The 24,715-nt window shown below is 62.6% G+C and carries 18 protein-coding genes; 5 read left to right on the forward strand and 13 right to left on the reverse strand.

Annotation, left to right across the window (positions count from 1 at the left end; translation table 11 throughout):
• Nucleotides 1–142 precede the first annotated feature (142 nt).
• The gene (locus AC5RK6_RS00070) at nucleotides 143–1,426 is read right to left on the reverse strand and encodes an adenylosuccinate synthase (RefSeq protein WP_016442191.1); all 1,284 of its coding nucleotides are present in this window, start codon (nucleotides 1,424–1,426) and stop codon (nucleotides 143–145) included.
• 222 nt (nucleotides 1,427–1,648) lie between these two features.
• Here AC5RK6_RS00070 and AC5RK6_RS00075 point away from each other — a divergent pair, with 222 nt between their 5' ends.
• On the forward strand, nucleotides 1,649–4,012 hold the full coding sequence (locus AC5RK6_RS00075) for a glycogen/starch/alpha-glucan phosphorylase (protein WP_320758069.1): 2,364 nt from the start codon (nucleotides 1,649–1,651) through the stop codon (nucleotides 4,010–4,012).
• 236 nt (nucleotides 4,013–4,248) lie between these two features.
• Here the strand turns inward: AC5RK6_RS00075 and AC5RK6_RS00080 are convergent, their stop codons facing one another.
• From AC5RK6_RS00080 to fbaA, 11 genes are all read right to left on the reverse strand, one after another.
• Nucleotides 4,249–4,431, reverse strand: coding sequence for a hypothetical protein (locus tag AC5RK6_RS00080; protein WP_320758068.1), 183 nt, complete (start codon nucleotides 4,429–4,431; stop codon nucleotides 4,249–4,251).
• Nucleotides 4,432–5,061: 630 nt separating this feature from the next.
• On the reverse strand, nucleotides 5,062–5,844 hold the full coding sequence (locus AC5RK6_RS00085) for a hypothetical protein (RefSeq protein ID WP_320758067.1): 783 nt from the start codon (nucleotides 5,842–5,844) through the stop codon (nucleotides 5,062–5,064).
• A 246-nt stretch (nucleotides 5,845–6,090) separates the two neighbouring features.
• Nucleotides 6,091–6,921, reverse strand: a complete 831-nt coding sequence (locus tag AC5RK6_RS00090; protein ID WP_081637306.1) for a carbohydrate ABC transporter permease — start codon at nucleotides 6,919–6,921, stop codon at nucleotides 6,091–6,093.
• Between the two features lie 158 nt (nucleotides 6,922–7,079).
• A complete protein-coding gene (locus tag AC5RK6_RS00095) occupies nucleotides 7,080–7,922 on the reverse strand; it encodes a carbohydrate ABC transporter permease (protein ID WP_016442187.1) in 843 nt (280 codons plus the stop codon).
• A gap of 151 nt (nucleotides 7,923–8,073) precedes the next feature.
• On the reverse strand, nucleotides 8,074–9,423 hold the full coding sequence (locus tag AC5RK6_RS00100; RefSeq protein WP_320758066.1) for an ABC transporter substrate-binding protein: 1,350 nt from the start codon (nucleotides 9,421–9,423) through the stop codon (nucleotides 8,074–8,076).
• Between the two features lie 257 nt (nucleotides 9,424–9,680).
• Nucleotides 9,681–11,489, reverse strand: coding sequence for a glycoside hydrolase family 13 protein (locus AC5RK6_RS00105; RefSeq protein WP_320758065.1), 1,809 nt, complete (start codon nucleotides 11,487–11,489; stop codon nucleotides 9,681–9,683).
• Between the two features lie 83 nt (nucleotides 11,490–11,572).
• A complete protein-coding gene (locus AC5RK6_RS00110; protein WP_435730838.1) occupies nucleotides 11,573–12,799 on the reverse strand; it encodes a hypothetical protein in 1,227 nt (408 codons plus the stop codon).
• Nucleotides 12,800–12,826: 27 nt separating this feature from the next.
• Nucleotides 12,827–13,309 carry a tetratricopeptide repeat protein gene (locus AC5RK6_RS00115; RefSeq protein ID WP_016442182.1) on the reverse strand — a complete coding sequence of 161 codons (483 nt, stop codon included), beginning with the start codon at nucleotides 13,307–13,309 and terminating at the stop codon, nucleotides 12,827–12,829.
• Between the two features lie 268 nt (nucleotides 13,310–13,577).
• Nucleotides 13,578–16,814 (reverse strand): SdrD B-like domain-containing protein, encoded by a 3,237-nt coding sequence (locus AC5RK6_RS00120; RefSeq protein WP_435730839.1) that lies wholly within the window; start codon nucleotides 16,812–16,814, stop codon nucleotides 13,578–13,580.
• Nucleotides 16,815–16,841: 27 nt separating this feature from the next.
• Complete coding sequence (locus AC5RK6_RS00125) at nucleotides 16,842–18,059, reverse strand: hypothetical protein (protein ID WP_435730840.1); 1,218 nt, start codon at nucleotides 18,057–18,059, stop codon at nucleotides 16,842–16,844.
• Between the two features lie 982 nt (nucleotides 18,060–19,041).
• A complete protein-coding gene (gene fbaA / locus AC5RK6_RS00130; RefSeq protein ID WP_257960156.1) occupies nucleotides 19,042–20,070 on the reverse strand; it encodes a class II fructose-bisphosphate aldolase in 1,029 nt (342 codons plus the stop codon).
• Nucleotides 20,071–20,316: 246 nt separating this feature from the next.
• On the opposite strand from fbaA, the gene AC5RK6_RS00135 reads away from it, so the two are divergent.
• From AC5RK6_RS00135 to AC5RK6_RS00145, 3 genes are all read left to right on the forward strand, one after another.
• Nucleotides 20,317–21,156: a Sir2 family NAD-dependent protein deacetylase gene (locus tag AC5RK6_RS00135; protein ID WP_435730841.1), complete on the forward strand. Its 840-nt coding sequence runs from the start codon at nucleotides 20,317–20,319 to the stop codon at nucleotides 21,154–21,156.
• A gap of 4 nt (nucleotides 21,157–21,160) precedes the next feature.
• The gene (locus AC5RK6_RS00140; RefSeq protein WP_435730842.1) at nucleotides 21,161–23,008 is read left to right on the forward strand and encodes a hypothetical protein; all 1,848 of its coding nucleotides are present in this window, start codon (nucleotides 21,161–21,163) and stop codon (nucleotides 23,006–23,008) included.
• A gap of 159 nt (nucleotides 23,009–23,167) precedes the next feature.
• A complete protein-coding gene (locus AC5RK6_RS00145; protein ID WP_274736489.1) occupies nucleotides 23,168–23,734 on the forward strand; it encodes a hypothetical protein in 567 nt (188 codons plus the stop codon).
• A 7-nt stretch (nucleotides 23,735–23,741) separates the two neighbouring features.
• Here AC5RK6_RS00145 and AC5RK6_RS00150 read toward each other — a convergent pair whose 3' ends face one another.
• Nucleotides 23,742–24,152 carry a hypothetical protein gene (locus AC5RK6_RS00150; protein WP_274755743.1) on the reverse strand — a complete coding sequence of 137 codons (411 nt, stop codon included), beginning with the start codon at nucleotides 24,150–24,152 and terminating at the stop codon, nucleotides 23,742–23,744.
• 42 nt (nucleotides 24,153–24,194) lie between these two features.
• On the opposite strand from AC5RK6_RS00150, the gene AC5RK6_RS00155 reads away from it, so the two are divergent.
• Entirely contained in the window at nucleotides 24,195–24,701 is a 507-nt protein-coding gene (locus AC5RK6_RS00155; RefSeq protein WP_274755744.1) for a hypothetical protein, read from the forward strand.
• Nucleotides 24,702–24,715 lie beyond the last annotated feature (14 nt).

Here is a 24,715-nt window from a genome sequence, read left to right on the forward strand (position 1 = left end):
CCGCCTGTCCTGGGAGCTAAGTCACCTATATCGCATTTACGCAGGTCAAGCGGGGTAAAGCACGACGGCGCAGCTGCCCGTGGGGCAGCTGGCGGCGCGCCCGCGAGCTACCGCTCCGCGTCACGCGGCCGCGCCGCCAAGCTCAGCCCAGCAGGTCGTGGAGCACAATCGTCTGTTCGCGATCCGGGCCCACCCCGATGAGCGAGAAACGGCAACCGGCCATCTCCTCCAGCCAGCGCACGTAGCTTTGCGCATTGGCGGGCAGGTCCGCGAATTCACGCACCGTGGAGATATCCTCCGTCCAGCCCGGGTGATATTCGTAAATGGGCTTGGCATTGGCGAAATCCCAGGTATCGATGGGGAATTCATGAACGCGCTGGCCGTCAATCTCATAGCCCACGCACACCGGGATCTCTTCCACGCCGGTGAGTACATCCAGCTTGGTGAGGACCAGGTCGGTGAGGCCATTGACCCGCACCGCGTAGCGTGTCACCGGGGCGTCATACCAGCCACAACGCCGCGGGCGCCCGGTTGTCACCCCGTATTCGCCGCCCGCTTCGCGCAGCCAATCGCCGGTATCTCCGTGCAACTCGGTGGGGAAAGGTCCTTCGCCCACGCGGGTGGCATAGGCCTTGACGATACCCACCACCCGGTCGATTCGGGTAGGGCCCACCCCGCTGCCGGTGACCGCCCCGCCGGCCGTGGCATTCGAGGAAGTCACGTAGGGATAGTTGCCGTGGTCGATGTCCAGGAGGGTGGATTGCCCGCCTTCAAAAACGACCGTCTTGCCGTCATCAAGGGCCTCGTTGAGTTCACGCGAGGCGCTAATCATCATGGGTGCGAGGCGTTCCCCATAGGCGAGGAGCTCGGTGAGTACGTCGTCGACATTAATCTCCTCGCGCCCCAGGGCCCGCAACACCAAGTTTTTCTGCGCCACCGCGGTCTCCACCTGCCCACGCAAGCGCCGCGGGTGCACGAGGTCTACGATTCGGATCCCCACGCGATTGGCTTTATCCGCGTAGGTGGGGCCGATGCCGCGGCCGGTGGTGCCGATTTTGCCGTCGCCGAGGACTTCCTCGTTGAGGCGGTCGAACATTTTTGTGTACGAGGTGATGACGTGGGCATTTCCGGCGATGCGGAGGTTTTTCGTGGAGACGCCGCGCGATTCCAGCTCCGCCATTTCCGCGAAAAGCGCTTCGGGATCAACGACGACGCCGTTGCCAATCACCGAGATGCAATCTGAATTGAGAATGCCGGACGGGAGGAGGTGGAGAGCGAATTTCTGGCCATCCACGCTGACCGTGTGGCCGGCATTATTACCCCCGTTAAATTTCACAACATAATCGGCACGCTGGCCGAGCTGGTCAGTTGCCTTGCCTTTTCCTTCGTCGCCCCACTGGACGCCGAGAATAATGACCGCGGGCATAGTATCTAATCTCCTCGTTATATCAAACAGGTGTAAAGAGCTCCGCCACCCGTGCCGCAGTGCGGCTACCGTGCCGCCGCCGTTGGACAGCCCGGGCGAACGTCCCGCTTTACTACACAATAATAACCGCCACAGCCCGCCGCGGGCATCTTTGCACATTTTCGGAAAGTTTCTCAGCTAAGGTAGAGAAGGCACGTGCCCGAATATTTTTCGAGGAGAAAAATGTCTGAACTGACTCAACCACTCGGGGCTTTTACCCGTTCGGTATCCGGTGTTTCAACCTCCGGATCCTCCCTGCGCGATTACTGGGAGGGGCTGTCCGAGCTCACCATGAGCCGGCTGGCCGATAACTGGGAAGCCACCACAAAGAAATACCGGGAGGGTCAGCGCGCCAGCTACTTCTCCGCGGAATTCCTCATGGGGCGCGCACTTCTCAATAATCTCGTCAACCTTGGCCTGGTGGAAGATGCCCGCAAGGCCCTGGAAGATTACGGTCTCAACCTCACCGATGTGCTCGATGAAGAACCCGATGCCGCGCTCGGTAACGGTGGGCTGGGGCGCTTGGCTGCCTGTTTCATGGATTCGTGCGCTACCCTCAATTTCCCCGTGGTCGGCTACGGGATCCTCTACCGCTACGGCTTGTTCAAGCAGAGCTTCGTGGATGGTTTCCAGAAGGAAGAGCCGGATCCGTGGATGGAAAACGGTTCGCCTTTTGTGGTGCGCCGGGAGGCGGAAGCCAAGCACGTGAAGTTCGCGGATATGGATGTGCGCGCGGTTCCTTATGATATGCCGATCACCGGCTACGGCACCGCGAATGTCAATACACTGCGCCTGTGGAAGGCGGAGCCCCTGGAAGAATTCGATTACGACGCTTTCAATTCCCAGCGTTTCACCGATGCGATTGTGGAACGCGAGCGCGTGAATGACCTGTGCCGGGTGCTCTACCCGAATGACACCACCTACGAAGGCAAGGTACTGCGGGTTCGCCAGCAGTACTTCTTCTGCTCGGCTTCCCTCCAGTGCCTGATCGCGGAGCATAAGGAAGCGCACGGGGATATTCGTTCCTTCGGGGAGTACAACTCGATCCAGCTCAATGACACTCACCCGGTGCTCGCTATTCCGGAGCTCATGCGCCTGCTCATGGATGAGGAAGGCTTGGGTTGGGAGGATGCCTGGAAGATTGTTTCCCAGACCTTCGCCTACACCAACCACACGGTGCTGGCCGAGGCGCTGGAGACCTGGGAAACTTCGATTTTCACCAAGCTTTTCCCGCGTATTTATGACATCGTGGCGGAAATGGATCGCCGTTTCCGCGCAGAGCTGGCGGAGGCCGGTTTCCACCCGGGCAAGATTGAGTACATGGCGCCGCTGTCCGGCGGGCTGGTTCATATGGCCTGGATCGCGTGCTATGCCTCGTTCTCTATTAACGGGGTGGCCGCGATCCACAGTGAGATCCTCAAGCGCGATACCCTCCACGACTGGTACGACATCTGGCCCGAGCGTTTCAATAACAAGACGAATGGCGTGACGCCGCGCCGCTGGCTGCATAATTGCAATCCGCGCCTGGCCGCGCTGCTCACCGAGGTGCTCGGGGATGATTCCTGGGTCACGGATCTGGATAAGCTAGCCACCATCGAGGAACGCGGGAATGGGGATATTTACCGCCGTCTCATGGAGATCAAGGCGGAAAATAAGCGTGATTTCGCGCGTTGGATTAAGCGGCGTGACGGCATTGATATTCCCACCGATGCTATTTATGACACGATTATTAAGCGCCTGCACGAGTACAAGCGCCAGCTCATGAATGCGCTGTACATTCTCGATCTGTACTTCCGGATTAAGGACAATCCCAGCCTGGAGGTCCCGCCGCGGGTCTTCATTTTCGGGGCGAAGGCCGCGCCGGGGTACAAGCGCGCCAAGGCGATTATCAAGTTCATCAACGAAGTGGCGAAGCTCGTGAATAACGACGCCGATACGCGCGGGAAGATCACCGTGCTCTTCGTGGAGAACTACAATGTGTCGCCGGCCGAGCATATTATTCCAGCCACCGATATTTCCGAGCAGATTTCCCTGGCCGGGAAGGAAGCTTCGGGTACCGGCAATATGAAGTTCATGATGAACGGCGCGCTGACGCTGGGCACCATGGACGGGGCCACGGTGGAAATCGTGGATGCCGTGGGCGAAGAAAATGCCTATATTTTCGGGGCTCGCGAAGAAGAGCTGCCGGAATTGCGGGCGCGTTACAATCCGCGCGAACAGTACGAAACCGTGCCCGGCCTCAAGCGGGTGCTCGACGCCCTGGTGGACGGTACCGTGAGCGACGGCGGAACCGGCGAATTCCACGACCTCCTCGGGTCCTTGCTGGATGGTTCTTCGTGGGAGACCCCGGACGTGTACTACGTCCTCGGCGATTTCGCTGATTACCGGGCGACCCGCGACCGCATGGCCGCGGATTACGCCAAGCAGGAAGAGTGGGGCCGCAAGGCGTGGATCAATATCTGCCGCGCGGGCCGCTTCTCCTCCGACCGCACCATCGCGGACTACGGCCGCGATATTTGGGGCGTGAAGGCAGCGCCGATTAAGTAGCGCGTGCAGCGCGTGTAGCTGCGTGCGATGCAACCCATGCGGGCGGCGACGCAAAGCGCACGCAAACTAGACGGGCGGCTATGCAGCTGCGCGAACCGCGGGCGGCGACGCAAAGCGCACGCAAACTAAGCGGGCGGCGGGTGTGTGATTCTGGCACATCCCGCCGCCCGAGTTTGTTTTGTTTCGCGGCCCGGCCTGCCCGCTATCATCGTTCATGCGCAGGCTGCTTCTCATATTTAAGAACGACGACGCCGCGCCTGCTGGCCAACCGTGAACCGGATGGAGACCGTGACCCGCGCGGTGAGCTGGTCACGCCGGAGTCGGTGTGCATCCTGATCAACGGTGGCGATAGCGTGAACCAAGACTTCGGCCAAGCCATCCGCGAGGAACCTACCGGCGAGAAGGACGGCGTCGTTCACCGCCCAGAAGAATGCAACCGCCTGACAGCGAGCTCCGCAGGAAGCAGCCCCGCGATATTCTCACGGGCCTTACAAACATCAATAGTCACACCAAACTCAGAATTCACACCAGTCCTCGCGGGTGCGGTGTGTATTGTCCGAGCTGTAGTGCAGATGTCGTACACGCGAAGTACACCTCAGAAAAAGTACCCGCCTCCGCCGGGGGGCGGGGTAGCTGGAATGGGTCAGTTTCAAGCTTCAAGGCTGCAAAACGTGCATTTTGGACTGTTAGGGGCACAGAGCGTACGCCACGGACATTAAACCGCGGAAAAACTGTCACCCACGTACATTCCGTGAGTTGGCCTGGTCTCTCTCCTCCTCAAAGTGCGCGTTTCGAACCGTGGCCCCGGTCAAGTGCGCGTTAGAGACACGAATTCGCCCCCAAAACGGTGCTCTCCCGCGCACTTCATTTCGGGGCTGCCGGGGCTAACCCGTTTCCACCCGCTGCTGCCCAACAAAGTGGTACTCCACGACAGCGGAACGAACAGAGTGGTACTGCACGACAGAAATTCAGGGTTTGGCTGTAGCTCCAATACCACTTTGTTTCCGCGCCGGGAATGCCGGGCCGCTGGCAACTGCCGGCGGTGCGGGTTACCCTTCGGCCTCGGCGAGGAGAGCATCGAGGACCGGGCGTTGCAGCCAGGCCGTGAGGTAAAGCGGGACGCTCAGCCCGACCAGCGCCAAAGCCCAGAAAATGGCCAAGCGCGACACCGGCGCATAAAGCCAGGCCAGCGGGAGCGCCACCACGGCCGCTACGCACGCGGCCGTGCGTAGCGGCCGGGTGATGGCGAGGAGCACCGAGTTACCTAGGTGTTCGAGGAAGGCGTTGGAGAAGAATGCCTGGAGCGTCACCAGCCAGACCAGCACTGCGAGTACAAGCAGGAGGGCCACGATAATGAGGCCCGAAAGGATGCCAGCTAAGCGCGGATCCGCGGCGATTGCGGAGTCGACAACCGAGCTCCCAGCAAGGGTGGAATCGGCGGCGTGAGCGGCCGCGTCGGTGCTGAGCCCAGCCGCAGGGTCAGTAGTGAGAGCCGCGGCAGAATCGGCCGCGGGGGCGGCTTTGCCGGGGCCGGCCAGGCCGGAGACCCAGCGGTTTTCCCACCAAGCCAGACCGAGAAGGCCGAGAGTGGGCAGCCACCAGGCCAGCGACGGCAGCAAAGCCGCGCGGAAGTGCTGCCACCACAGGCGCCACGGCCGGGGTGCCTCGCCGCGGAGCAACTGGGCACTCACTCGCGCGGAGGCCACCAGGCTCGCGCCGCCGCTCACCACCGGGAGCAGCCCGAGCAGCGTCATGATATTAAGCTCCACCAGGATGACGGCGTCGGAAAGCCCGCGCTGGAAAGGTGAGTCAGGATCGAAAATCCGGCGCATACATCTCCTTCGGTTGGTGGACATCCTCGTGGTGGACATCCTCGCCCGGTACGCCCGGGTCCGGTACGCCCAACGCCCGGTACGCCCGCTCCCGGTACGCCCGCGCCCGCGGGCGGAAACGTTACGAGCCTATGCGGCGAGCGAAGCCCCGCGGACCGGCACCGCAGGGCCAAAGCCCCACGTGGCCGACTTACGGCGCCGCGCTCCCGGTATCGGGTGCGCGGCGCCGCGGCGTCGTCGTACTTCTTAACCCTTGACGGAACCTGCCGCAACGCCTTCCACAATATAGCGCTGCGCAAAGAGGTAGAAAATAATAATCGGAATAATGGCGAGCACCAGCACCGCCATCTGGGCCCCCAGATCCTTATTTCCGTTCGAGCCCACCAGGAATTGGATGACCACCGGGACGGTCCGGTAAGCCTCCTCGCGCCCGATCACGAGGTTCGGAAGCAGGAAGTCGTTCCAGATCCACATGGTGTTGAGGATCGCGACCGTGACCGCCGTGGGCTTGAGCATCGGCATGACCACCTGGAAGTAGGTCTTGAAGGGCCCGGCACCGTCGATAGATGCCGCCTCTTCAATTTCCCCGGGAATCGAGCGCACGAAGCCCGCGAAAATAAATACCGAAAGCCCCGCCCCGAAGCCGAGGTAGAGCACCACCAGGCCCCACGGGGAGGACAACCCCAGCTTGTCCGCGATTTTCACGGTCGGGAACATGACCATCTGGAAAGGCGCCACCATGGAGAACACCAGCAGGTAGTACAGCAGCGACGTCCACCAGCTCCGCACCCGGGCCAGATAGTAGGCCGTCATCGCGCAGAAGAACACAATCACCAGCACCGAGGCCACCGTCACGAAGAATGACCAGCCCAGGGCCCGCATAAAGCCCGACAGGTTCAGCGCGGTCTGGTAATTATCCATCCCCGCGAAAGTTTCACCGGCCGGCAAACTGAAGGGATCGTCCGAGATGAAGAAACGCCCCTTGAAAGAATTCACGAGGATGAAGAGCAGCGGCACCACGTAAATGAGGGAGAGAATCCCGAGGAAGCCCACAGCCGCCCAGCGCCCGGGGGTCATGCGCACCCGGTGGCGCGGAGCCTTGAGCTTCGGTTTTGCCGCAGGATCAGTGCCGCGTGCTCCCGCGCGAGCAGAGTCGCGTACCTCCGTGCGCGTTTCCGCGGGAACGACGGCGCCCTGGGACCCAGCGGCGACGGCGCGTTTGCCAGTTTCGGTACTCACAGGTCCACCTCCTTCGTGCGGGTGGCGCGCAGCTGAATAAGCGCAATCGAGGACACAATGAGGAAGAAGATCACGGCCTTTGCCTGCGATACTCCCTGCTGCCCGACCTGCTCATACATGCTCTTCACGATATTGAGCGCCGCCATTTCGGTTTCCCGCATGGGGGCGCCGTTCGTGAGCGCCAAGTTTTGATCGTAAATCTTGAAGGTATTCGCCAAGGTCAAGAAGAGGCAGATCGTAATCGAGGGCATCATCATGGGGATGGTGACCGAACGGAGGGTCCGCCACCGCCCGGCGCCGTCGATCTGCGCGGCTTCGTTGAGTTCGGCGGGCACATTCTGGAATCCGGCGATATAGATAATCATCATGTAGCCGATCATCTGCCAGTTGACCAGCAAGATGAGGCCGATGAAACCATATTTCGAATCATTAACCAGCGTGGTGCCGTAATTGGAGAGGATCGCGTTGAGGAGGGACTGCCAGGTGTAGCCCAGCACGATCCCGCCGATGAGATTCGGCATGAAGAAAATCGTGCGGTAAAAATTCGTGGCGGGTAGCTTCTGCGTGAGCAGATACGCCAGGAAAAACGCGATGATATTAACGCTAATAATGGACACAATTGCCACCGAGGCGGTGAAGATCAACGCCCCGACGTAATTTTGTTGCTCCGTGAAGGCATTGACGTAATTTTGCACGCCCACCCAGGTAGCATCATCCAGCGTGGTGAAATTCGTAAACGAAAGATAAATACCAATAAAGAACGGGGCGAGGAAAGCTATCCCGAACGCCACGTACGTGGGCCCCACGAAGGCGAGCCCGTGTTTTTTCAATGTTCTCATGAGAAACCCCCTGTGACACGCGGGGCCCACCGCGATGGTGAGCCCCGCGCCTCACCTCAGGCAAGGCAGGTGTGGTAGCAGTGGACGCGGGCGCTGCGTAGCACGCGGCGTGGCGCGCGCAGCACAGCCAATAAGCGCCCGCGCCGCCCCGCTACTTCACCCCGGCGGCTGCCTTCTCAGTATTCCACTGGGTCACGAAGTAGTCCTTCACCTGATCCCAGCTTTCCTTACCGACGGCATACTGGCTCAGGTGCTGACCCAGCCCGTTCTTGAACTCCATAGAGGGAGCCACCTGGAAGTCCCAGGCAACGTTGTACCTATCGGTATCCTTCATGTACTTGAGGACTTCCTTACCGAGCGGATCGGTGGGCGACAAGCTCGCGTATTCCTTGAAGGGAGCAATGAAGCCGAGGTCCTCCGCGCAGAGCTTAGCGCCGGTGGGATCGTTGAGCATCCAGTTGAGGAAGTCCATCGATGCCTTCTTATCGGCATCCGAGGCCTTGTTATTGATGGTCAGGTAAGCTTCGGTACCTACCGAAATACCGGCCTTTTCTTCGCCCTTGACACCCATGTAAATGGGGAGGAAGTGGATATCTTCCGGCTTCACGGTATTTCCGGATACGCCATCGATCTGAGACCAGGCCCAGTTACCGTTCTGCACGAAAGCAACCTGGCCCAGCGCAAATTCCGCCATGGAATCGGTGACCGCCTTCGCGGTGGTTTGCGAGGGTTCTACCGTGGAATCGGTGAGGTACAGATCGAAGATCTTCTTCATATTATCCAGGTAGGTGCCTTCAATCTGGCCGGTATCCGATACGCCCTTATCGCGCAATTCGTAATGCAGTGCCCAGTTCATGAGGTGGGTCTGCCAGCGCCAATCTTCATTGGGCGAGAGCGAGGTGGCCGCGAAAGCGCCCTTAATGCCAAGTTCATCCTTCTTGGCCTGCATATCATCCGCGACTTCCTTGAGCTTGTCAAAGTTCTTGATTTCATCCACGGACTTAGCCTTGGCGCCCGGTAGCGCGAAGTACTTCTGCAAAATAGCATCGTTGTAAATGATGCCGAAGCCTTCCACCGCGTGGGGGACGCCGTAAATCTTGCCGTCATCGCCCTTGAGGGCCATGTCCTTATCCGTCATGGCCTCAATGAAGGGCGCATCGGAAATATCACTGGCGTACTGCTTCCACTTGGCCAGACCGACGGGGCCATCCACCCGGAAAATGGTGGGGCCATCCGCACGCCCGAGCTCATTGGCGAGGGTGGGCTCATACGAGCCACCGGTCGCGGATACGATCTTGATATCCACTCCGGTTTGCTCGTGGTATTTCTTCGCTAATTCTTGGAAGGCCTGGTCAGATTCAGGCTTGTAATTGAGGTAGTAAACCTTGCCGGCCCCACCGTCACTACCGCCACTATCGGAATTGGATACACAGCCACCCAATCCCGCGATGGCCACCAACCCAGCTGCGGCGAAAGCAGCAATTTTCTTCACTGAATGCATCGTTACGTCTCCTATGATCGTCAATGCGAGCAAGAAAGCCGTAGCCGCGACAGCACCGTAGCGCCCGGCTCCCTTACCTGTGTGGTGATACTAGTTTACACCACAGTGTGACTTATCTTGCTTTCTACAGTTCTAATTTAATGTCACCTTCGCGTGTGCGTCCGGTGGTCGTGGCGCCGCCGCCCGTTCCGGTGCGCACGCACCTTTCGGTGGGTACACCCCCTTTTCGGCGACGACGCCGCCACGCGCCATCAGCATCACTCCTCGGTATCCGTGCGGAAAGGCACCAGGTAGACCGTGGTATCGGGCGGGAGCACCCCTTCTTCCTCCAAGGGTGCGGAGCTGAGGAGCACCGCCCAGCCTTCGGGCAGGGGGAGGGGCTCAGCAAAGGCCGTCATAATCAAGAGGTCCCCGCGGGAGGTGGCGGCGGCGTCGCCCTTCCCGGAACCACCCTTCCCGGAACCACCCTTCCCGGAATCGCCCGCATAATTAATGAGCGCGACGCCGCTTCCGGCATACTCGGGGGCGCGGCGCAATCCTCCCAGGCCCAGGTCGTAGCGGGCACGCAGGTGGAGCAGCTCCGTGTAGTAGGCGAGCGCGGATTCCGGATCGGCCTCCTGGGTATCCACCGCAAAACAGCCCCAATCGGCAGGTTGGGGTAGCCAGCTTTCCCCGTCGGGAGAGAATCCGAAGGCCGGGGCATCCGCGCGCCAAGGAATGGGCACCCGGCAACCATCGCGGCCCAGCTCCGCGCCACCCGTGCGCGCGAAGGTGGGATCTTCGCGAGATTCGGGCGGCAGCTGGGTAGCTTCGGGCAGCTCGAGTTCTTCACCCTGGTAGAGATAGTAGGAGCCGGGTAGCGCGGCGGTGAGGGTGTGCCAGGCCCGGGCCCGGCGCGCTCCCAGCGCCGCATCGGGTTGCGGGTCATCGGGGCCGATGCCGCTCGGGCCGTTTCCGCACCAGCCGGTGGTCACGCCCTCCAGGCCCAGGCGCGAGGTGGCGCGCAGGGTGTCGTGATTGGAGAGAACCCAGGTGGTGGGGGCGCCCACGGCATCGGTGGCGCGCAGCGAGGATTCAATCAGCGCATTAATGCGGTCCGCGCGCCAGGGCGCGGAAAGGTATTCGAAGTTAAAAGCCTGTTGCATTTCGTCGCTGCGCACGTAGCGGGCCAGGTCTTCCTCGGTATCCACCCAGGCTTCGGCCACCATCATGCGGTCGCGCCCGTATTCGTCCAGGATCGAGCGCCATTCGCGGTAAATATCGTGGACAGCGGGCTGGTTGGCCATGGGCGCGGGCGGCACGCTTACATCCGGGTTATAGCGCACCTCCTCCACCTTGTAGGGCCAGTCCGGGAGGTCCGGGTCTTTGGCCAGGCCGTGGGCCACATCCACCCGCAGCCCGTCCACGCCGCGATCCATCCAGAAACGAATGGTATGAGCAAATTCATCATGAATAGCCGGGCTTTCCCAGTTGACATCCGGCTGCGAACGGTCAAATAGGTGCAGGTACCAGGTTTCTTCACGCTCCTGCGGGGTGCCTTTCACCCAGGGAATATCCTTGACCTGAGACCAGGCCGGGCCACCGAAGGAAGAAAGCCAGTCGGTGGGTGGCTCGCTCCCATCTTCCCCGCGCCCGGGGCGGAACCAGAAATTATCGCGTTGCGGTGCGCCTGCACCTGCTAGCACCGCTTCCCGGAACAGCTTGTGATCCCAGGAGGTGTGGTTCGGGACGATGTCCACAATGACTTTCATGCCGTGCGCGTGGGCGGCCTCGATGAGCCGCTCGGCATCGGCGAGGGTGCCGAAGCGCGGGTCGACGTCGCGATAATCGGCCACGTCGTAGCCGGCATCGAATTGCGGGGAAACATAGAAGGGCGAAAGCCACACCGCATCGACCCCGAGCTTCTCCAAATAATCAAATTTTTCAGTGATGCCGGGCAGGGTGCCGAGCGGCCCGCCGCTCGACGCATAGGAACGCGGATAAATCTGGTAAATAACGGCATCGCGCCACCACTGGTCGCGCTGCTGGGGCGGGTGGATAATAGTGCTGGGGTGTTGTGCTGTCACGATCAACCTCTTCGTTGCCGGGAACCGGTGCCGGTTAGCACCGCACTTCCAAGCTTACGTGATAGGTACGACGCCGCCGGCAGCTAGGCGAGCGCTCCCCCGGCAGCGCTGAGTTTGCGGCGGAATTCTTCCAGGTCCCGAGCCGGGCCGGCCGGGAGTTCCCCGCCGCCTGCCGCGGCCTGTGCCGCAGCGGCTTCCAGCGCCGCAATGGCGGCCTGCCAGGCGGTGCGCGCCGCGGTCATATCCCGAACTTCGGCGTGCAGATCGCCGAGCAGTCCGCGGCAGTGGGCGGCGGAAAGTTGCTCACCCAAGCCCGCGTAGATAGCGGCAGCTTTCTCCATAGCGGGCACGCCCTGCGCGGGCGCGCCGTTTTTGGCATGGGCCACCGCAACGTGATGCCAGGACATGGCGGCAACTTCCCAGGCGGCGCGCTCGGCTTCGGTGGCGGTGGTGTTTGGCTCGGGCGCACCCGCCGCATCGGCACGCTCGGCAGCCGATGCGGTGCCGGCTGATTCCACGCCAGCCGGCTCCCCACCGGCCAGCTCCGCAGCGCGCGCCGCCACCTGCACGAAATGCTCCGCGGCGGCCGGGTAGTCCCCGCTTCCGAGCACCGCGCGGGCCCGCCCGAAAGCACAATCAACCGCATTAAATTCCTGGCCGGGGAGCGCCGCAAAGGCCGTTTCCGCCGCGAGGTAATCACGCGCCGCCCCCGCGAACTGCCCGGCGTCCAAGCGCGCCGCGGCGAGGGTGGCCCGAATAGCCACCCGCCCCAGATCCACCTCCGGCAGTGCACCCGCGGGCACCAGCGCTGCTTCCAAAGCTGCGATAGCCGCGGTGAGATCGCCGGCTTCCGCGTAGGAGATCCCGGCGTTATACAGCGCATTAGCCTGCTGAGCATCGTGCCCGCCCAGGGCTGCGTACACGCCGGCCGCCTCCCGCATAGCCTGAGCGGCTGCGGCGTCGTTAGCGCCGTCGTGCAAAAAATATCCGTAGGTTTCCCAGGCGCGCGCGGCCCGCAAGGACGCCGGCGCCACGCGATACGCTTCCACGGCGCGGCGCGCGAGATTGAGCGGATTCTCCCCCAGCTGCCCGGTGGCAAGCGCCGCGAAATACAGGGCATCCGGGTCACTCACCTGCGCAAAAAGCTCAGGCGCGGAACCGCCGGGAAGTCCGCCGCCAGCGCCCCTCGCACCCGCGGCGCGGCGTTCGATTTCCCGCGCCTCCACGAAACGGGCGCGGGCCTCATCTTCATTGTGGCGCTCGAGGGCGGCGAGCCCGGCGCGCAGCAGCTCGGTAACGGTGGCGTGCATAGACATCGTTGAGATCGATGAGCAGGCCTAGATAGACCGCAGTTTTTGGAGGACTTCGATCTGGAGCTCCTGGGTATTCGGCGCGGTACGGTAGGCCGAATACGCCTGGTTGTAGGAGATGCGGGCGGCGTCAAAATCGCCGGCTTCCTCGTTGATCTCCCCGATATGCCAGAAGCAATTGCCCATGCTGACCGCGGCGTCGCCGTTTTCCGGGAACTGTTGGAAGAGCGCGATCGCGCGGCCGAGCCGGTCCGCGGCCTCATCCATCTCCCCGATGGCCTTGAGTGAAATCCCGAGCTGGCCGTTGGCGACAGCACGCTCAAGATAGAGCTCCGGATCACGCTCGAAAGTATCCGCGGCCTTCCGGTAGAGCTCTGCGGCTTGCTTGAGATTGCCGGCGCTGAAAGCCTGCTGGGCATCGTTGAAATAGGCAAGGCCCGCACGCTTGCCCTCGTGCGGATCGCGGGCGGCAGGCTCCGGATACGCGGGAGTGACTGGTGATTGCGTCATGTGCGGGCTTCTTTCTTACTTGTTCAGTTACGTGAGGGCGGCCACCGGCGCGAGGTCGTGGCCTGGACCACTGACCATTCTATTACTTGTGAGCGGAAACACAAACCTGGGGAAGGTGTGCCTGACGCGGGCGCGCGAAGCGTGATGGCGGGCCCTGCGCCACACGCCGCGCCTAGGCCCAGCGCATACGCGAAAGGCGGGAGACCGGGCGCTTTCACGCTCGGGCTCCCGCCCTATCGCTACACGGTTGCGGATTTACCGCGGTGGATTATTCTCCACGACGGCGCAGTACCAGCACCCCACCGGCCAGCAGCGCGAGGGCCGCGCCCGCGGCACCCAGCACGCCAGCGCCGGTGCGCGGCAGGCGCGGGCCGGTGCCAGCATTCGCGGGCGAGGTCGGAGTCTCGCTCGACGTGCCACTCGGGCTCAGCGCCGGGGTCGCACTCGGGGTCGACGACGCCGCCGGCCCGTCCGTGCTTGCGCTGGGCTGCGGCGCGGGCACCGTGGTCGTCGGCGTGGGCACCGGGGTGCTCGGCACCGGCGTGGTCGGTTCAGGAGAGCTAGGCTCGGGTGCCGGCACAGTTGCCGTCGCGGTTGGTTCCGGTGTCGTCGGCTCGGGTTGCGGTGCGGGAGCCGTCGGTGTTGCGCTAGGCGAAGGTTCCGGCTGCACGCGATCCGAGGTCGGCTGCGGCGCGGGCGCCGTGGTCGTGGGCTGCGGCGCGGGCGCGGTTGGTTCCGGAGTTGTCGGCTCGGGTGCCGGCGGGACCGGCGGCTGCGGCGGAACCGGAGGCTGCGGCGGCACGGGCGGGACCGGCGCCACGTAGTGGAAGCCGAAATCGGCATCCAGCACATCCGCATCGCTCAGCGTGATCTGCCCGGAGCTGGCCTTCGCCTTATCGCCCGAGCCTTCCCGGACATGGGTAGTTTCCCAGGTTCCCTCACGCTTCGGGAGGGTAGCGCGGTCGACCACAACCGAGTACGTGCCAGGTTCCAGGCCGCGCACAAGGTACTTACCGCTGGCGTCCGTCGTCGTCGTAATAAATGGTTCCGTATCACCGGGGCGGAATACCTTCACGGTAACGCCCGCCAGGCCCGGCTCACCCGGATCGTCCGCGCCGTTGTTATTGACGTCCTCCCAGATGCGATCACCCAGGTCCACGCCCACGGTCAGGCAGGCATTCGCCTGTTTGCCCGCGAACTTCTGGCCCTTCGAATCGAGGCGTTCCTTGGCCGGGGTGAGCGCCTCGTTACAGACCTGCTGGGCGCGCGCGGTTTCATCAACCACCGCGTACAGGTGCAGCACCTCTTCGCTGCCCGGGGCGATCCCGCGTTCGTGAGTGAAGCGCAGGTAGGCATCATCGGTGGCATTCGGGTCCGCACCCTCCACCGGATCGCCGGTGTGAGGATCGACCACCTCGGTCACCGTGTCATTGATGCGCCAGGTTCCGGTGGCGGCATCGTATCCACCATTCGTGCTCCAGTAGCCCACGTACGTGACCCCCGCAGGGAGCATATCCGTGATTTCCACGCCGGTGGCAAAACCGGGTCCGGCGTTCTTGGCACGCACCACATACTCCACCACGGAGCCGGTGGCCCAACGATCAGTTTCGTTGTTCTTGTCGAGGTCAGCCAGCACCACGCCTTCGGCCAGGCCGGCGTGCGCGGGATCAGCGGCGGTTTTCTCGCTCAGCACGCTGAGATCAGCGGATTTCGCGTGAATATTCTCCTTGGTGAGGTCGAGGTCGAAGGGCATGGTCAGCCCGACCTTCGCCGGCTCGGTCGTGATGATCGGCGCGCCAGTTTCAGCATTCTTACCGGTGACCGCGTAGCTATTCCAGGCGATACCGCGCGCGGCCGCAGGAGCCGTCACATTGGCGTTGATCGTCCAGGTATCCGCGCGAGTGAGTTTGGCATCATCCGGGAATTCCACCCGGAAAGCGCGCACCTGGGAGAAGTCCCCGCCCAGCTGTTCGGCGGTCTTCCAGGTGCCCGATTCGCAATTCTCCGGGCCGGATGTCGGCTCACCGCCCAGGGCGATGACCTCACCGCGGCACGGATTCACGGAGGTGGAGTAGAGCACCGAGCTGGGCTGCGGGGTGCCCTCCCCGAAGGTCAGCGGTCCGTTCAGGCGCGGACGCCAGGTGGATTCGCGTTTATTCTCGGGGGTATTGGCCCCGCTCACACCGTGATCACCCGGGTAGGGCAGCACATCGTACACCACCACACCAGAAGCCCCGGTATTACCGTTATTAAGGAGGTCCAGCTTGAATTCAGCATTGGAGGCCGGCGAAACTGTCCCGTAATTCGGGTTGGCCTGGAACTCCGTATCGACGTCGCCCTTCACGTAATTCTTGCCCGCGAGCGCCGGCAAGCCCGCCACGTTGAACTTCGTGGAGGTGGTGCAGCCGCTCGCTTCGGGGCGGTTGAGGCCGTCGAGGTTATCGGTGAGTTTGCGGCTATCGGTGCGCGCCCACCAGTTGCGGATGCACTGGTTCGGGGCGACGGCGGTGCCGAGGTTGGGGCGCTTGGCATCCGCGAGGATCATGTCGTTGGTGTTTTCGCCGGGCTCGGTGGCCGCGGTGATTTTCGCGCCGAAGTAAAGCACCATTTCCGAAGAGTTGGAACGGCTCTGATCTCCGGTGCTGGGCGGGGCAAAATAGTCGCCCGTGCCGTCGTCCGGCCAGGTGAAACGCACCAGCTGGCGTTGCTTGCCGTCCACCGTTTTCATCTCGGTTTCCACCCGCATTTTGTCCAGCGGGAGGGAGGCTGGCCAGTTCGCGGAAGTGGTGATCTGCTGCTTGGGATCGTATTCCATGCCCGGGGCAAGCAGATCCATAATCACCGGGTAGAGCTTGGCGCCCTTGCCGGTGTAGAAGCCCAGGCCGAAGGTGTAGGTCTGGCCGGTTTGGAAGAGCTCACCGGGTTTGGTGTCGAGGTTGCCCACCATCTGGCCGCCCAGGTGCGAGGTTTTCGACACCCCGTAGGTGGGGTAGCCGTCCACAATAGCGACCTGCGCCGCGGCTTGCCCCGTGGTGATATTCGCGGGCAGTTCCGGGGTGGGATTGCCAGCAAAGTCAAGGGATTGCGCGGTGACGACGGCGCGATTTTCCAGCGTGGGGACCTCGTAGTTCGGGGCGTAGCTGTAGGTGGCACCATCGGGTGCGGTGGTGCCGTTATGCACATCGGCCGGGAAGTCATCGACCACGGTGCCGCGGATTTCCAGCGTGATATCGCCACGTTCACCGTTCATCACGTCCGCATCCAGGGCGATGGAGGTGATCTCCTCTCCCGCCGGAACGGTGAGCGGGAAATTGCGGGTGGTGGTGGGGTCGACGTCGACGCTGAGCTCCTTCCCACCCGTGGTGGTGTAGGTGACCTTGGCGGGAACCTTCTTGAGGAGCGGGCGCACCAGGGCGGCCGTGATATTACGCAGGGCCGGGGTGGCGCAGGCGCCGGGATTCTCCGGGGAAACGTAGCGGCAGGGCAGGTTATCAGCCACGTGCATGCGCAGCGGAACATTCCCGGTATTCGATCACGAGATATTCCACACGGCTTCCCCGCCGCGCTGGGTTACGGCCTTATTGGCTGTTTTGCGGAAATTACCTTCGGCACGCAGGTTTTGCAGCTGGCGGGTCACGGAATCGGTGGCGGTGACGGCCGCGAGTGTGGGATCAAGCGGGGTGCCGGTGGCTTCCACATTGTTAGTGGCGCTGACGCCCTCGGTGAAAGCACCGGTGGGGAAAACAACTGTCACGCGGTAATCGGCGACAGCGCGCACGATGGGCGAACCGGGAACTACCCAGGTGACGGTGCGGGTGGCCGGATCGTAGGTACCGCCATTGGTGGCACGCACAAATTCCGCACCCTCGGGCAGGGTGTCAACCAGGCGCATTTCGGTCAGGCCCATGAGGCCGGGAACACCGGTGCCCGGGTCCTTAAATTTATTTTCGTTGGTATTGAAGGCACCTTCGTAACCAGCGGTGATGGTGTAGGTGTACTGACCGCCGATAGCCGGATGGGATTCGGGTGCGAATTTACGCACCGCGATGCTGGGCTTGGCATGCACCGGCGTGGTGAGTGCTACGGGATCGGCCACCTGGCCGTTGGTTTCCCCGGCCGCCTTCGGGCGGATTGCTTCACCTTCGGGCCAGCGCAGGTTCTCCGGGCGTACCTGCACGCGCATGACGCCGGTGGTTCCCACCGGTACGGTGCCCAGATTCCAGGTGTAGGTATCACCCTCGCGCACCGGGAGCACGGCCTGGTCATGGGAAGAATTGGTGGCGCTCACGTGGGTGAGTGGGAGTTTATCGGTATCGGAAACGTAATCAACCAGGCCGGGGATGGTGACACTGAGAGCGGTGTTCTCGCACTGGCCTTGCACGCCGGCGCAGGACCATTGCACGTCATAGCTGGCCAGAGCTCCGGCTTGGACCCCGGCGGCTTTTTGCTCTGCCGGTTCGGCCACCGCGATTTCCAAGCGCGCAGAAGAGGCCGCATCCACGGCCCGATCTGCGGTCTCGCCGGCCGCGTTGGCGTTTTCACTGTTCGCGTTGGTTCCGGATTCGTTCGTTCCGCTCGCAGAATTGGCATCATCTGCCACTACACGCACGTTCGCGGCCATGGCCGGCGCGGTCAGCGGAATCGCTCCACCCACCGCGACGACGGCAGCAATAAGTGCCGCCACCGCACCCGTGACCAACCGGTGCACCGCGACTCGCGAACGCGCCGCTCCCGTTCTCAATTTTTGCATTCCTAGATCCCTTATTAGTTACCCGTTCGTACCGGATTCCGCGCCCCGGTGGCGCGGTGAGACGCCCCAAACACGTGGCCCAGCTGCGGAAACACCTTGATTTCTCGAGGCACTCCCGGCGCCCCGTGGTTGTAAACCATGTGGAAGGTGTTCATGTACGACTTAAATAACTATGTGGTAAATCTTATCTTCCGAGGTAGCTGTCTCAAAATATGGCCGTTGGTGTGGAGGGCGTGCATAGCGCAAGTCCAGAACAGAAAAACCGCCGCGACCGCGCCCCAGCCGCACTACGTTTTTTGGGGTAACACGGAAGACGGCGATGGGAATCCCGGGAACCTCACAAACCTCACTAGCCACACGAACCCCTGCGGGGGTGGTATGTGTTGTCAGAGCTGTACTGCATTTGTTGTACATGCGAAGTACACCCCGGAAAAACACACCCGCCTCCCGCCGGTCCAGGGTAGGCGGAATGGGTCATTCTCAAGCGTCAAGGCTGCAAAACGTGCATTTTGGACTGTTAGGGCCGCAGAGTGTACGCCACGGACACTAAACCGCGGAAAAACTGTCACCCATGTACATTTTGTTAGCTGACCGAGTCTCTCTCCTCCTCAAAGTGCGTGTCCTGGACATTGACCCCCGCGAAGTGTGCGTAAGGAACACGAATTCGCTCTGAAACGGTGTTCTCCCGCGCACCTTGTTTTCGGGGTCGGGCTGGACGGGCCCGGGCTGCCAGGTGCCAGATAGCACCCACTCAACACCTGACCGGCACCCTCCCAACGCAAGATCGTTACTCGCTCAAGACTCGTTCGGTGCATACTCCGTGTAACCCTCGTGCCCCCGAGCAGCACAAAGGGCCGGTAGCCCAAATTGAGCTACCGGCCCTTGTTACCGTTGTTACGGCTCATGCGCGGAGGCAATGACGCGCTCGCGTCGAGTGCCCCAGCGCGCCCGCTTCACGGGCACCGCTTCGCGGGCACCACCCTTACTTCATGCGAGTGCCGGTGGAGCCGAGGCGCTCGCACGCTTCGACAACGCGAGCGGCCATGCCGGCTTCGGCGGCCTTACCCCACGAGCGCGGGTCGTACTGCTTCTTGTTACCCACTTCGCCGTCGATCTTGAGGACGCCGGAGTAGTTGGTCAGCATCCAGTCGGCCACCGGGCGGGTGTAAGCGTACTGGGTGTCAGTGTCCACGTTCATCTTGATGACGCCGTTTTCCACCGCGGTGCGGATTTCTTCGGCGGTGGAGCCAGAGCCACCGTGCATAACCAGGTCGAAGGGCGATTCCTTGCCAACCTTGGCGCCGACTTCCTTCTGGATCTCACCGAGGATTTCGGGGCGCAGCTTGACGTGGCCGGGCTTGTACACGCCGTGCACGTTACCGAAGGTCAGCGCGGTGATGTAGCGGCCGTTTTCGCCCAGGCCCAGCGCTTCAACGGTCTTGAGGCCGTCCTCAGCGGTGGTGTAGAGCTTTTCGTTGATTTCGCCGACGACGCCGTCTTCTTCGCCGCCCACAACACCGATCTCAATTTCGAGAATGGTATTGGCCTTCTGGGAGAGCGCCAGCAGTTCCTTGGCGATTTCCAGGTTCTCATCCAGCGGCACGGCCGAGCCGTCCCACATATGGGAGTTGAAGTAGGTCTGCTTGCCTGCCTTGTGCTGCTCAGCTTCGAGCTCCATGAGCGGGCGGATCCAGGAATCGATGTTCTGCTTGGCGCAGTGATCCGTGTGCAGGGCGATGGTCACATCGTAGTTCTTGGCGACGGCGCGCACGTATTCCACCAGGGCGATGGAACCGGCCACGCGATCCTTAACGGTGGAGCCGGAGAGGTATTCGGCGCCGCCCACGGACACCTGGATGATGCCGTCCGATTCGGCTTCCGCGAAACCGCGCAGGGCAGCGGTGGCCGTCTGGGACGAGGTGACATTGATGGCCGGGTAGGCGAACTTATTCGCCTTGGCGCGGTTGAGCATTTCGTCGTACTGTTCGCGGGTTGCAACAGCCACTGAGATCTCCTTTATTCGGCGTTCCTCGAACCATCTGTCCGAGAGGTTTTCTGTGTGAGCACGCGAACCACCGCGATGTGGCGAAGGCTCCGTGCGAGTGCCGCGACCGGCACTCTTTGAGGGTTCCTCAAACAGGTTTTATTATCCCACGTTTGGCCCCGCCGTGGCCGGACCTTTGCCCTGAGGCGAAAGATTCACCCCGCCGGGCATTCGGGTTACGATGAGCGAGGAAGCCAGCACGAGGGAGTCACCATGATCACCAGCGACACCGCCGAGGCCGCTCGCGAACTAGCCGAGCTCATGGAGGGGCGCACCACCGTAGTCATCGCGGGTGCGGGCGTCTCCACCGCTTCGGGCATTCCCGATTACCGCGGCACCGGTTCCTCCGATGTCCCCTCCATTGATTACGATGCTTTCGTTTCGGATCCGGTATGGCAGCGCTGGGTGTGGCAACGTAATCAGGAAACGTGGCGCGCGCTGGACGGCGTCGTCGCCAATAATGCCCACACGGCACTGGCGCGTTTCGAAAAAGCGGGCCTCATTAACGGCGTCGCTACTCAAAATGTGGATAATCTCCACCAGAAGGCCGGTTCTACTAGGCTCGCGGAACTACACGGGAATTTTTTGCGGGTCGTGTGCGTGGAGTGCGGGGCGGAGTTCCCGCGCGCGGAGATTGCGGCGCAGCTGGACCGGCTCAACCCGGGCTGGCCGGAGGATCCCGATCCCGCGCACGTGGCGATTTTAGCTTCCGCGGACCGCACCGGGGCGGAGGCCTCCACGTTCCGGGTGGCACCGTGCCCGCGTTGTGGAGGCTTGCTCAAACCCGCGGTGGTATTTTTCGGTGAGGCGCTACCGCGGGCGGCGATGGAGCAGTCTTTTGCGTGGGCGCGGGAGGCGGATCTTGCTCTGGTGGTCGGTACCTCGCTCGCGGTGCTGACCGGTTCGTGGGTGCTCGGCGAGGCGCTCCAGCACGGTGCGGCGTGCGCGATTGTCAATATTGGCCCCACCACCGCGGATCGTTACGCCGATCTGCGCGTGGAGGGGGACGTGGGGACGGTGCTCGCGGGCGCCGCGGATCTCTTAGGAGCGTGAGTCCATGCGTGGTTCAGCTTTTAGTGACGACGACGGCGCACGCGGCTGGTTCAAACGCCGCCGCCAACGTAAACGCGCCCAGGACCTGGCCGAATGGCAGACCCGCACGCACCGCTCAGCATTTTCGGAAAGCCCGCCGCGCGCCAGTGCCGGGTCGGCCTTCGGGGAGCCGGAGGGTGAAGGACGGCCGGTAGTGGCGCGGGCGCATTCCGGTTCGCGTGCGAAGCCGCATCCGCGTGATGAGCGGGCAGCGCGCGCAGATTATGAGAAGCGCATCAAACGCGACCAACGCCGGCAAGCCCAGGAACGCGCGCACGCGGAGGAGCGAGCGCGCGTCCAACGGGAAGCCGGCCGGGCCCACGCAAGCTCGGCGCAATTGCTGCCCACCGTCCCGCCACTCCCCTATCCCGCGAGCGCGAGTGCGCAGCAGCCCGCCGGCGCGACCGCGAGCTACGGCGCAACGCGGGTCAATACCGCGCCACCACCCGAGGAGCCGAAGAAAAAGAAAGACCGCGGCCTCTTCTGGTGGATTTTCATTGTTTTCGTGTGTTTCCCGGCCGGGTTTTTCCTTGCCGATATGGAAGATGAGGTGAGCGATCCGCCGGCCGAGGTGGGCAGCGCGCAGAACGCTGAAGATTCCGGTGGCGCGGAACCTGGCGCGGCCGGGGGCGCCGCGGCTCCCGAGGCTGGCGCGCAGCCGCTGGCCACTTACGCCCCCGTCCCGCAGAATCTTGCTGAGGCGCAGGCGGTGCGTACGGAAGGTGTTATTCCTACAACCGCTAGTTCAACTTTCGTTATTCCGGCGGGGCACGTCTTCGGGACCTACGATGCGGAGGAGGATTCCACCGGTTTTTATGACACGGAAACAGGGCAGCTGCGCTACACCCTGCCCGGAGCGGTCATGTGTTCACCGGCGGGGGATACCGCGAATATGTGGTGCGCGCCGAATACGTGGACGAGCCCCTACGCCAGCTCGTATATTTCAGAGGTGCCCGCCACCCTGCGCGCGGCGGCGGATGGTAGCGTGATCTGGGAAAGCGGTGCGGAGGCGCAGGGCTTCGCGCCGGGGGTGCTGCTTTCCGATGCTGCTGTCGGGGAGCAGCGTTTTTCGTGGTTGTCGCCCACGGATGGCGCGGTACTCACGGAGGTAACCCTTCCGGCGAGTTACGGAGAATTCCATGTCACCCCGAACGGGGAAGTTCTCTATCTTGCGCGCAACGACAAAAATATTGAGTGGATGGTTTTCGACGCCGCGGGCCGTACGCGCGGTTCCGGAGTTGCGACGGATACCCAGCTCAGTTTCACCCCTGTTATCACAGCGACGGACGGCTGGTTCTTCCCGGAAGATGATGCGGCATTCACCCTGGATGGGAAGATGAATTCCGGGTCTGCCTTGCCCTCGAACGTGCGGGTGCGGGCAGCTCATTGCGCGGCTCCGCAGGCGAGCACCGCGCAGCTACGTGAGGTTCTGGAAACGTTGCTGGGCCAGAGCGCGGCGATGACCTCCGGGAACTATCACGTGGGGATGTCGTCCTGCACCCCGGGTGGTCTGGGGTATCTATCCGCGACGTCCGGGACTACCACGGCGCTTGTGGCTGGCGGGCAGGCGCGTGAGCTGCCAGTGGCGAGCACCAGTTTAAATTTCCTTCCGCTGGGCAACGGCATCGTGGTGTCCGGCTACCGGGCGGACTCGCGCGATGTTACTTTCGCTTTCGACTGGAACCAGGGCGAGGAGCCAGTCTGGTCGGTTCGAGCCACCCTCATCGACGCCGTGCCCGGCTATGGATTCATCGGTATCGACTTCGCCACCCCTGATTCGGAGCCGGTCTATTACGCGCTGCGGGTGAAGTAGCATCCAGAGCTCTTGCGCTTTTGCGCTCATGAACTTTGGCCGCAGCATTGAGCCTTTGCCGCGGTATTGCTAGAGTTCATTCACCAGTACCGGCCCGCCCACCCGTCTCGCGGAGTGGGTCAGGGCCGGTCTTCACATATCGAGGTTCAGCGAGGGCGCGTGACCGAAACAAAGTGGCCAGTCCCAAGCCATCTCAACGTCGAAACTTTCGTGCTGCGCGAAACCACCATCGTGGATCCGCGCGAATTAGCCGACCAGCCGGATTCCTACGTGGTCTCCCTCGCGCGCGAACCGCGCGCAGCCGCCCAATGTTGGCGCCGCCAGCACGAAGCGTGCAAGTTCGCCGGGGAAGGCTGGATTTCCGTGGTGCTCAACGGCCAACAGCTCATGCCGCGCGAAGCCTGGACGCATATCGCGCTGTTCTGGCAGAGCATGCTGGATGCGGTGGAGAGCTGTCTCGATACCGGCGCGGGGCGCGGTGATTTCAGCGAGGAAACCGCGGATTTTTCCCTCTCCCGCAGCGGGCAGCTGCTCATCTTCGAGCTGCGCGGCCAACGCTACCCGGCCGAGCCGTTCTCTTTCCTGCACGGCCTCCTGCGCGGGGCCGATCAGTTTTATCAGTGGGCCCACGAATATTTGGGGACTGTTCCCGCCGCTAGCCTGGAACGCCTCGCACATCTGCAGGCGCGTATTACCGAGCTCGCCGCGGCCCGCAAAGCGCGCTAGGCGAGCGCTAAGCCTCCGGGGCGGGTTGCGCGGCCGGATGCCGTTTGTCGATATACGCGGTGCACCCCATGGAGGTCACCAGCATCCACACCACCAGCAGGAACGACGGCCACCGAATCGACTCGTACGCGTATTGAAACACCAGGAAGGACAGCCCGGCGATGATTCCGTAGCCGGCGTCGAGGAAGTACCCGAGGCGCCGCGGCGTTTGCCCCACCGCGCGCGTCATCCAATAACTGGCGATGCTAAAAAGAATAAGTACGACGACGAAGCTCCATAGCGGGAAGGAATGCCGGCCAGCAACGCTAACCACCACAAGCGCAAGCCCGAGGCCCACCACGAGGATGATCGCCCAGCTAGTGATCTTGCCGGCGAGAACTCTTCTATCCAGCTGCCTGTGCTGTGGTGCGTCTGCCATAGAACGTTCCCCTCGCCGTTGAATATCGGTCATAATTATCCTATGAACGAGGATGTCACACAAGAATCTGGGCAGGTACCCGCAGATTCCACGCAAGCAACCGCAGGCTTCGCACACGCATCCAAGAACCGTGCGAAATCCGCCGAGAGGGCGTACCGCTATCGCAAGGGCGCCACGCTACTCATCGTGATCGTCTCCGGGCTGGCCGCGGCGATGCTGCTGTTCTGGGCCACTGGCAATCCAGAGGTGGAGATGTGGATGTTCTGGACTTCCACCCTCGTTTACTTTGCGGTGAGCGTGCTCCTCACCAAGGCTGCGGCAGCGCTGCGCCGGGCGCGTGGCGTGCGGAGCCCGTGGGGTTATGCCTTGGATGCCGTCTACGGTGCGTTCTTCGGCCTCTCGTTCATCATCGCGACCGAGTTGCCCCGTATCAGGCTCTTCGGCGGCCTCAACTGGTACTCCGCCCTAGCCTGGCTCTGGCTCCTCGCCTTCGCGGTCTTCTTCAGCACCTACTTAGCTCAGCGGCATCCGACTAGTAAGAGTACCTAACTATTACACAAAGT

The organism is Actinotignum sp. usb-actsch-213 (assembly GCF_059085665.1).

Coding starts and splice junctions, on each gene's coding strand:
- AC5RK6_RS00070 (WP_016442191.1), bottom strand. CDS start 1,426: ATGCCCGCGGTCATTATTCTCGGCGTCCAGTGGGGCGACGAAGGAAAA.
- AC5RK6_RS00075 (WP_320758069.1), top strand. CDS start 1,649: ATGTCTGAACTGACTCAACCACTCGGGGCTTTTACCCGTTCGGTATCC.
- AC5RK6_RS00085 (WP_320758067.1), bottom strand. CDS start 5,844: ATGCGCCGGATTTTCGATCCTGACTCACCTTTCCAGCGCGGGCTTTCC.
- AC5RK6_RS00090 (WP_081637306.1), bottom strand. CDS start 6,921: ATGACCCCCGGGCGCTGGGCGGCTGTGGGCTTCCTCGGGATTCTCTCC.
- AC5RK6_RS00095 (WP_016442187.1), bottom strand. CDS start 7,922: ATGAGAACATTGAAAAAACACGGGCTCGCCTTCGTGGGGCCCACGTAC.
- AC5RK6_RS00100 (WP_320758066.1), bottom strand. CDS start 9,423: ATGCATTCAGTGAAGAAAATTGCTGCTTTCGCCGCAGCTGGGTTGGTG.
- AC5RK6_RS00110 (WP_435730838.1), bottom strand. CDS start 12,799: ATGCACGCCACCGTTACCGAGCTGCTGCGCGCCGGGCTCGCCGCCCTC.
- AC5RK6_RS00115 (WP_016442182.1), bottom strand. CDS start 13,309: ATGACGCAATCACCAGTCACTCCCGCGTATCCGGAGCCTGCCGCCCGC.
- AC5RK6_RS00120 (WP_435730839.1), bottom strand. CDS start 16,814: ATGCACGTGGCTGATAACCTGCCCTGCCGCTACGTTTCCCCGGAGAAT.
- AC5RK6_RS00125 (WP_435730840.1), bottom strand. CDS start 18,059: ATGCAAAAATTGAGAACGGGAGCGGCGCGTTCGCGAGTCGCGGTGCAC.
- AC5RK6_RS00135 (WP_435730841.1), top strand. CDS start 20,317: ATGATCACCAGCGACACCGCCGAGGCCGCTCGCGAACTAGCCGAGCTC.
- AC5RK6_RS00140 (WP_435730842.1), top strand. CDS start 21,161: ATGCGTGGTTCAGCTTTTAGTGACGACGACGGCGCACGCGGCTGGTTC.
- AC5RK6_RS00150 (WP_274755743.1), bottom strand. CDS start 24,152: ATGGCAGACGCACCACAGCACAGGCAGCTGGATAGAAGAGTTCTCGCC.
- AC5RK6_RS00155 (WP_274755744.1), top strand. CDS start 24,195: ATGAACGAGGATGTCACACAAGAATCTGGGCAGGTACCCGCAGATTCC.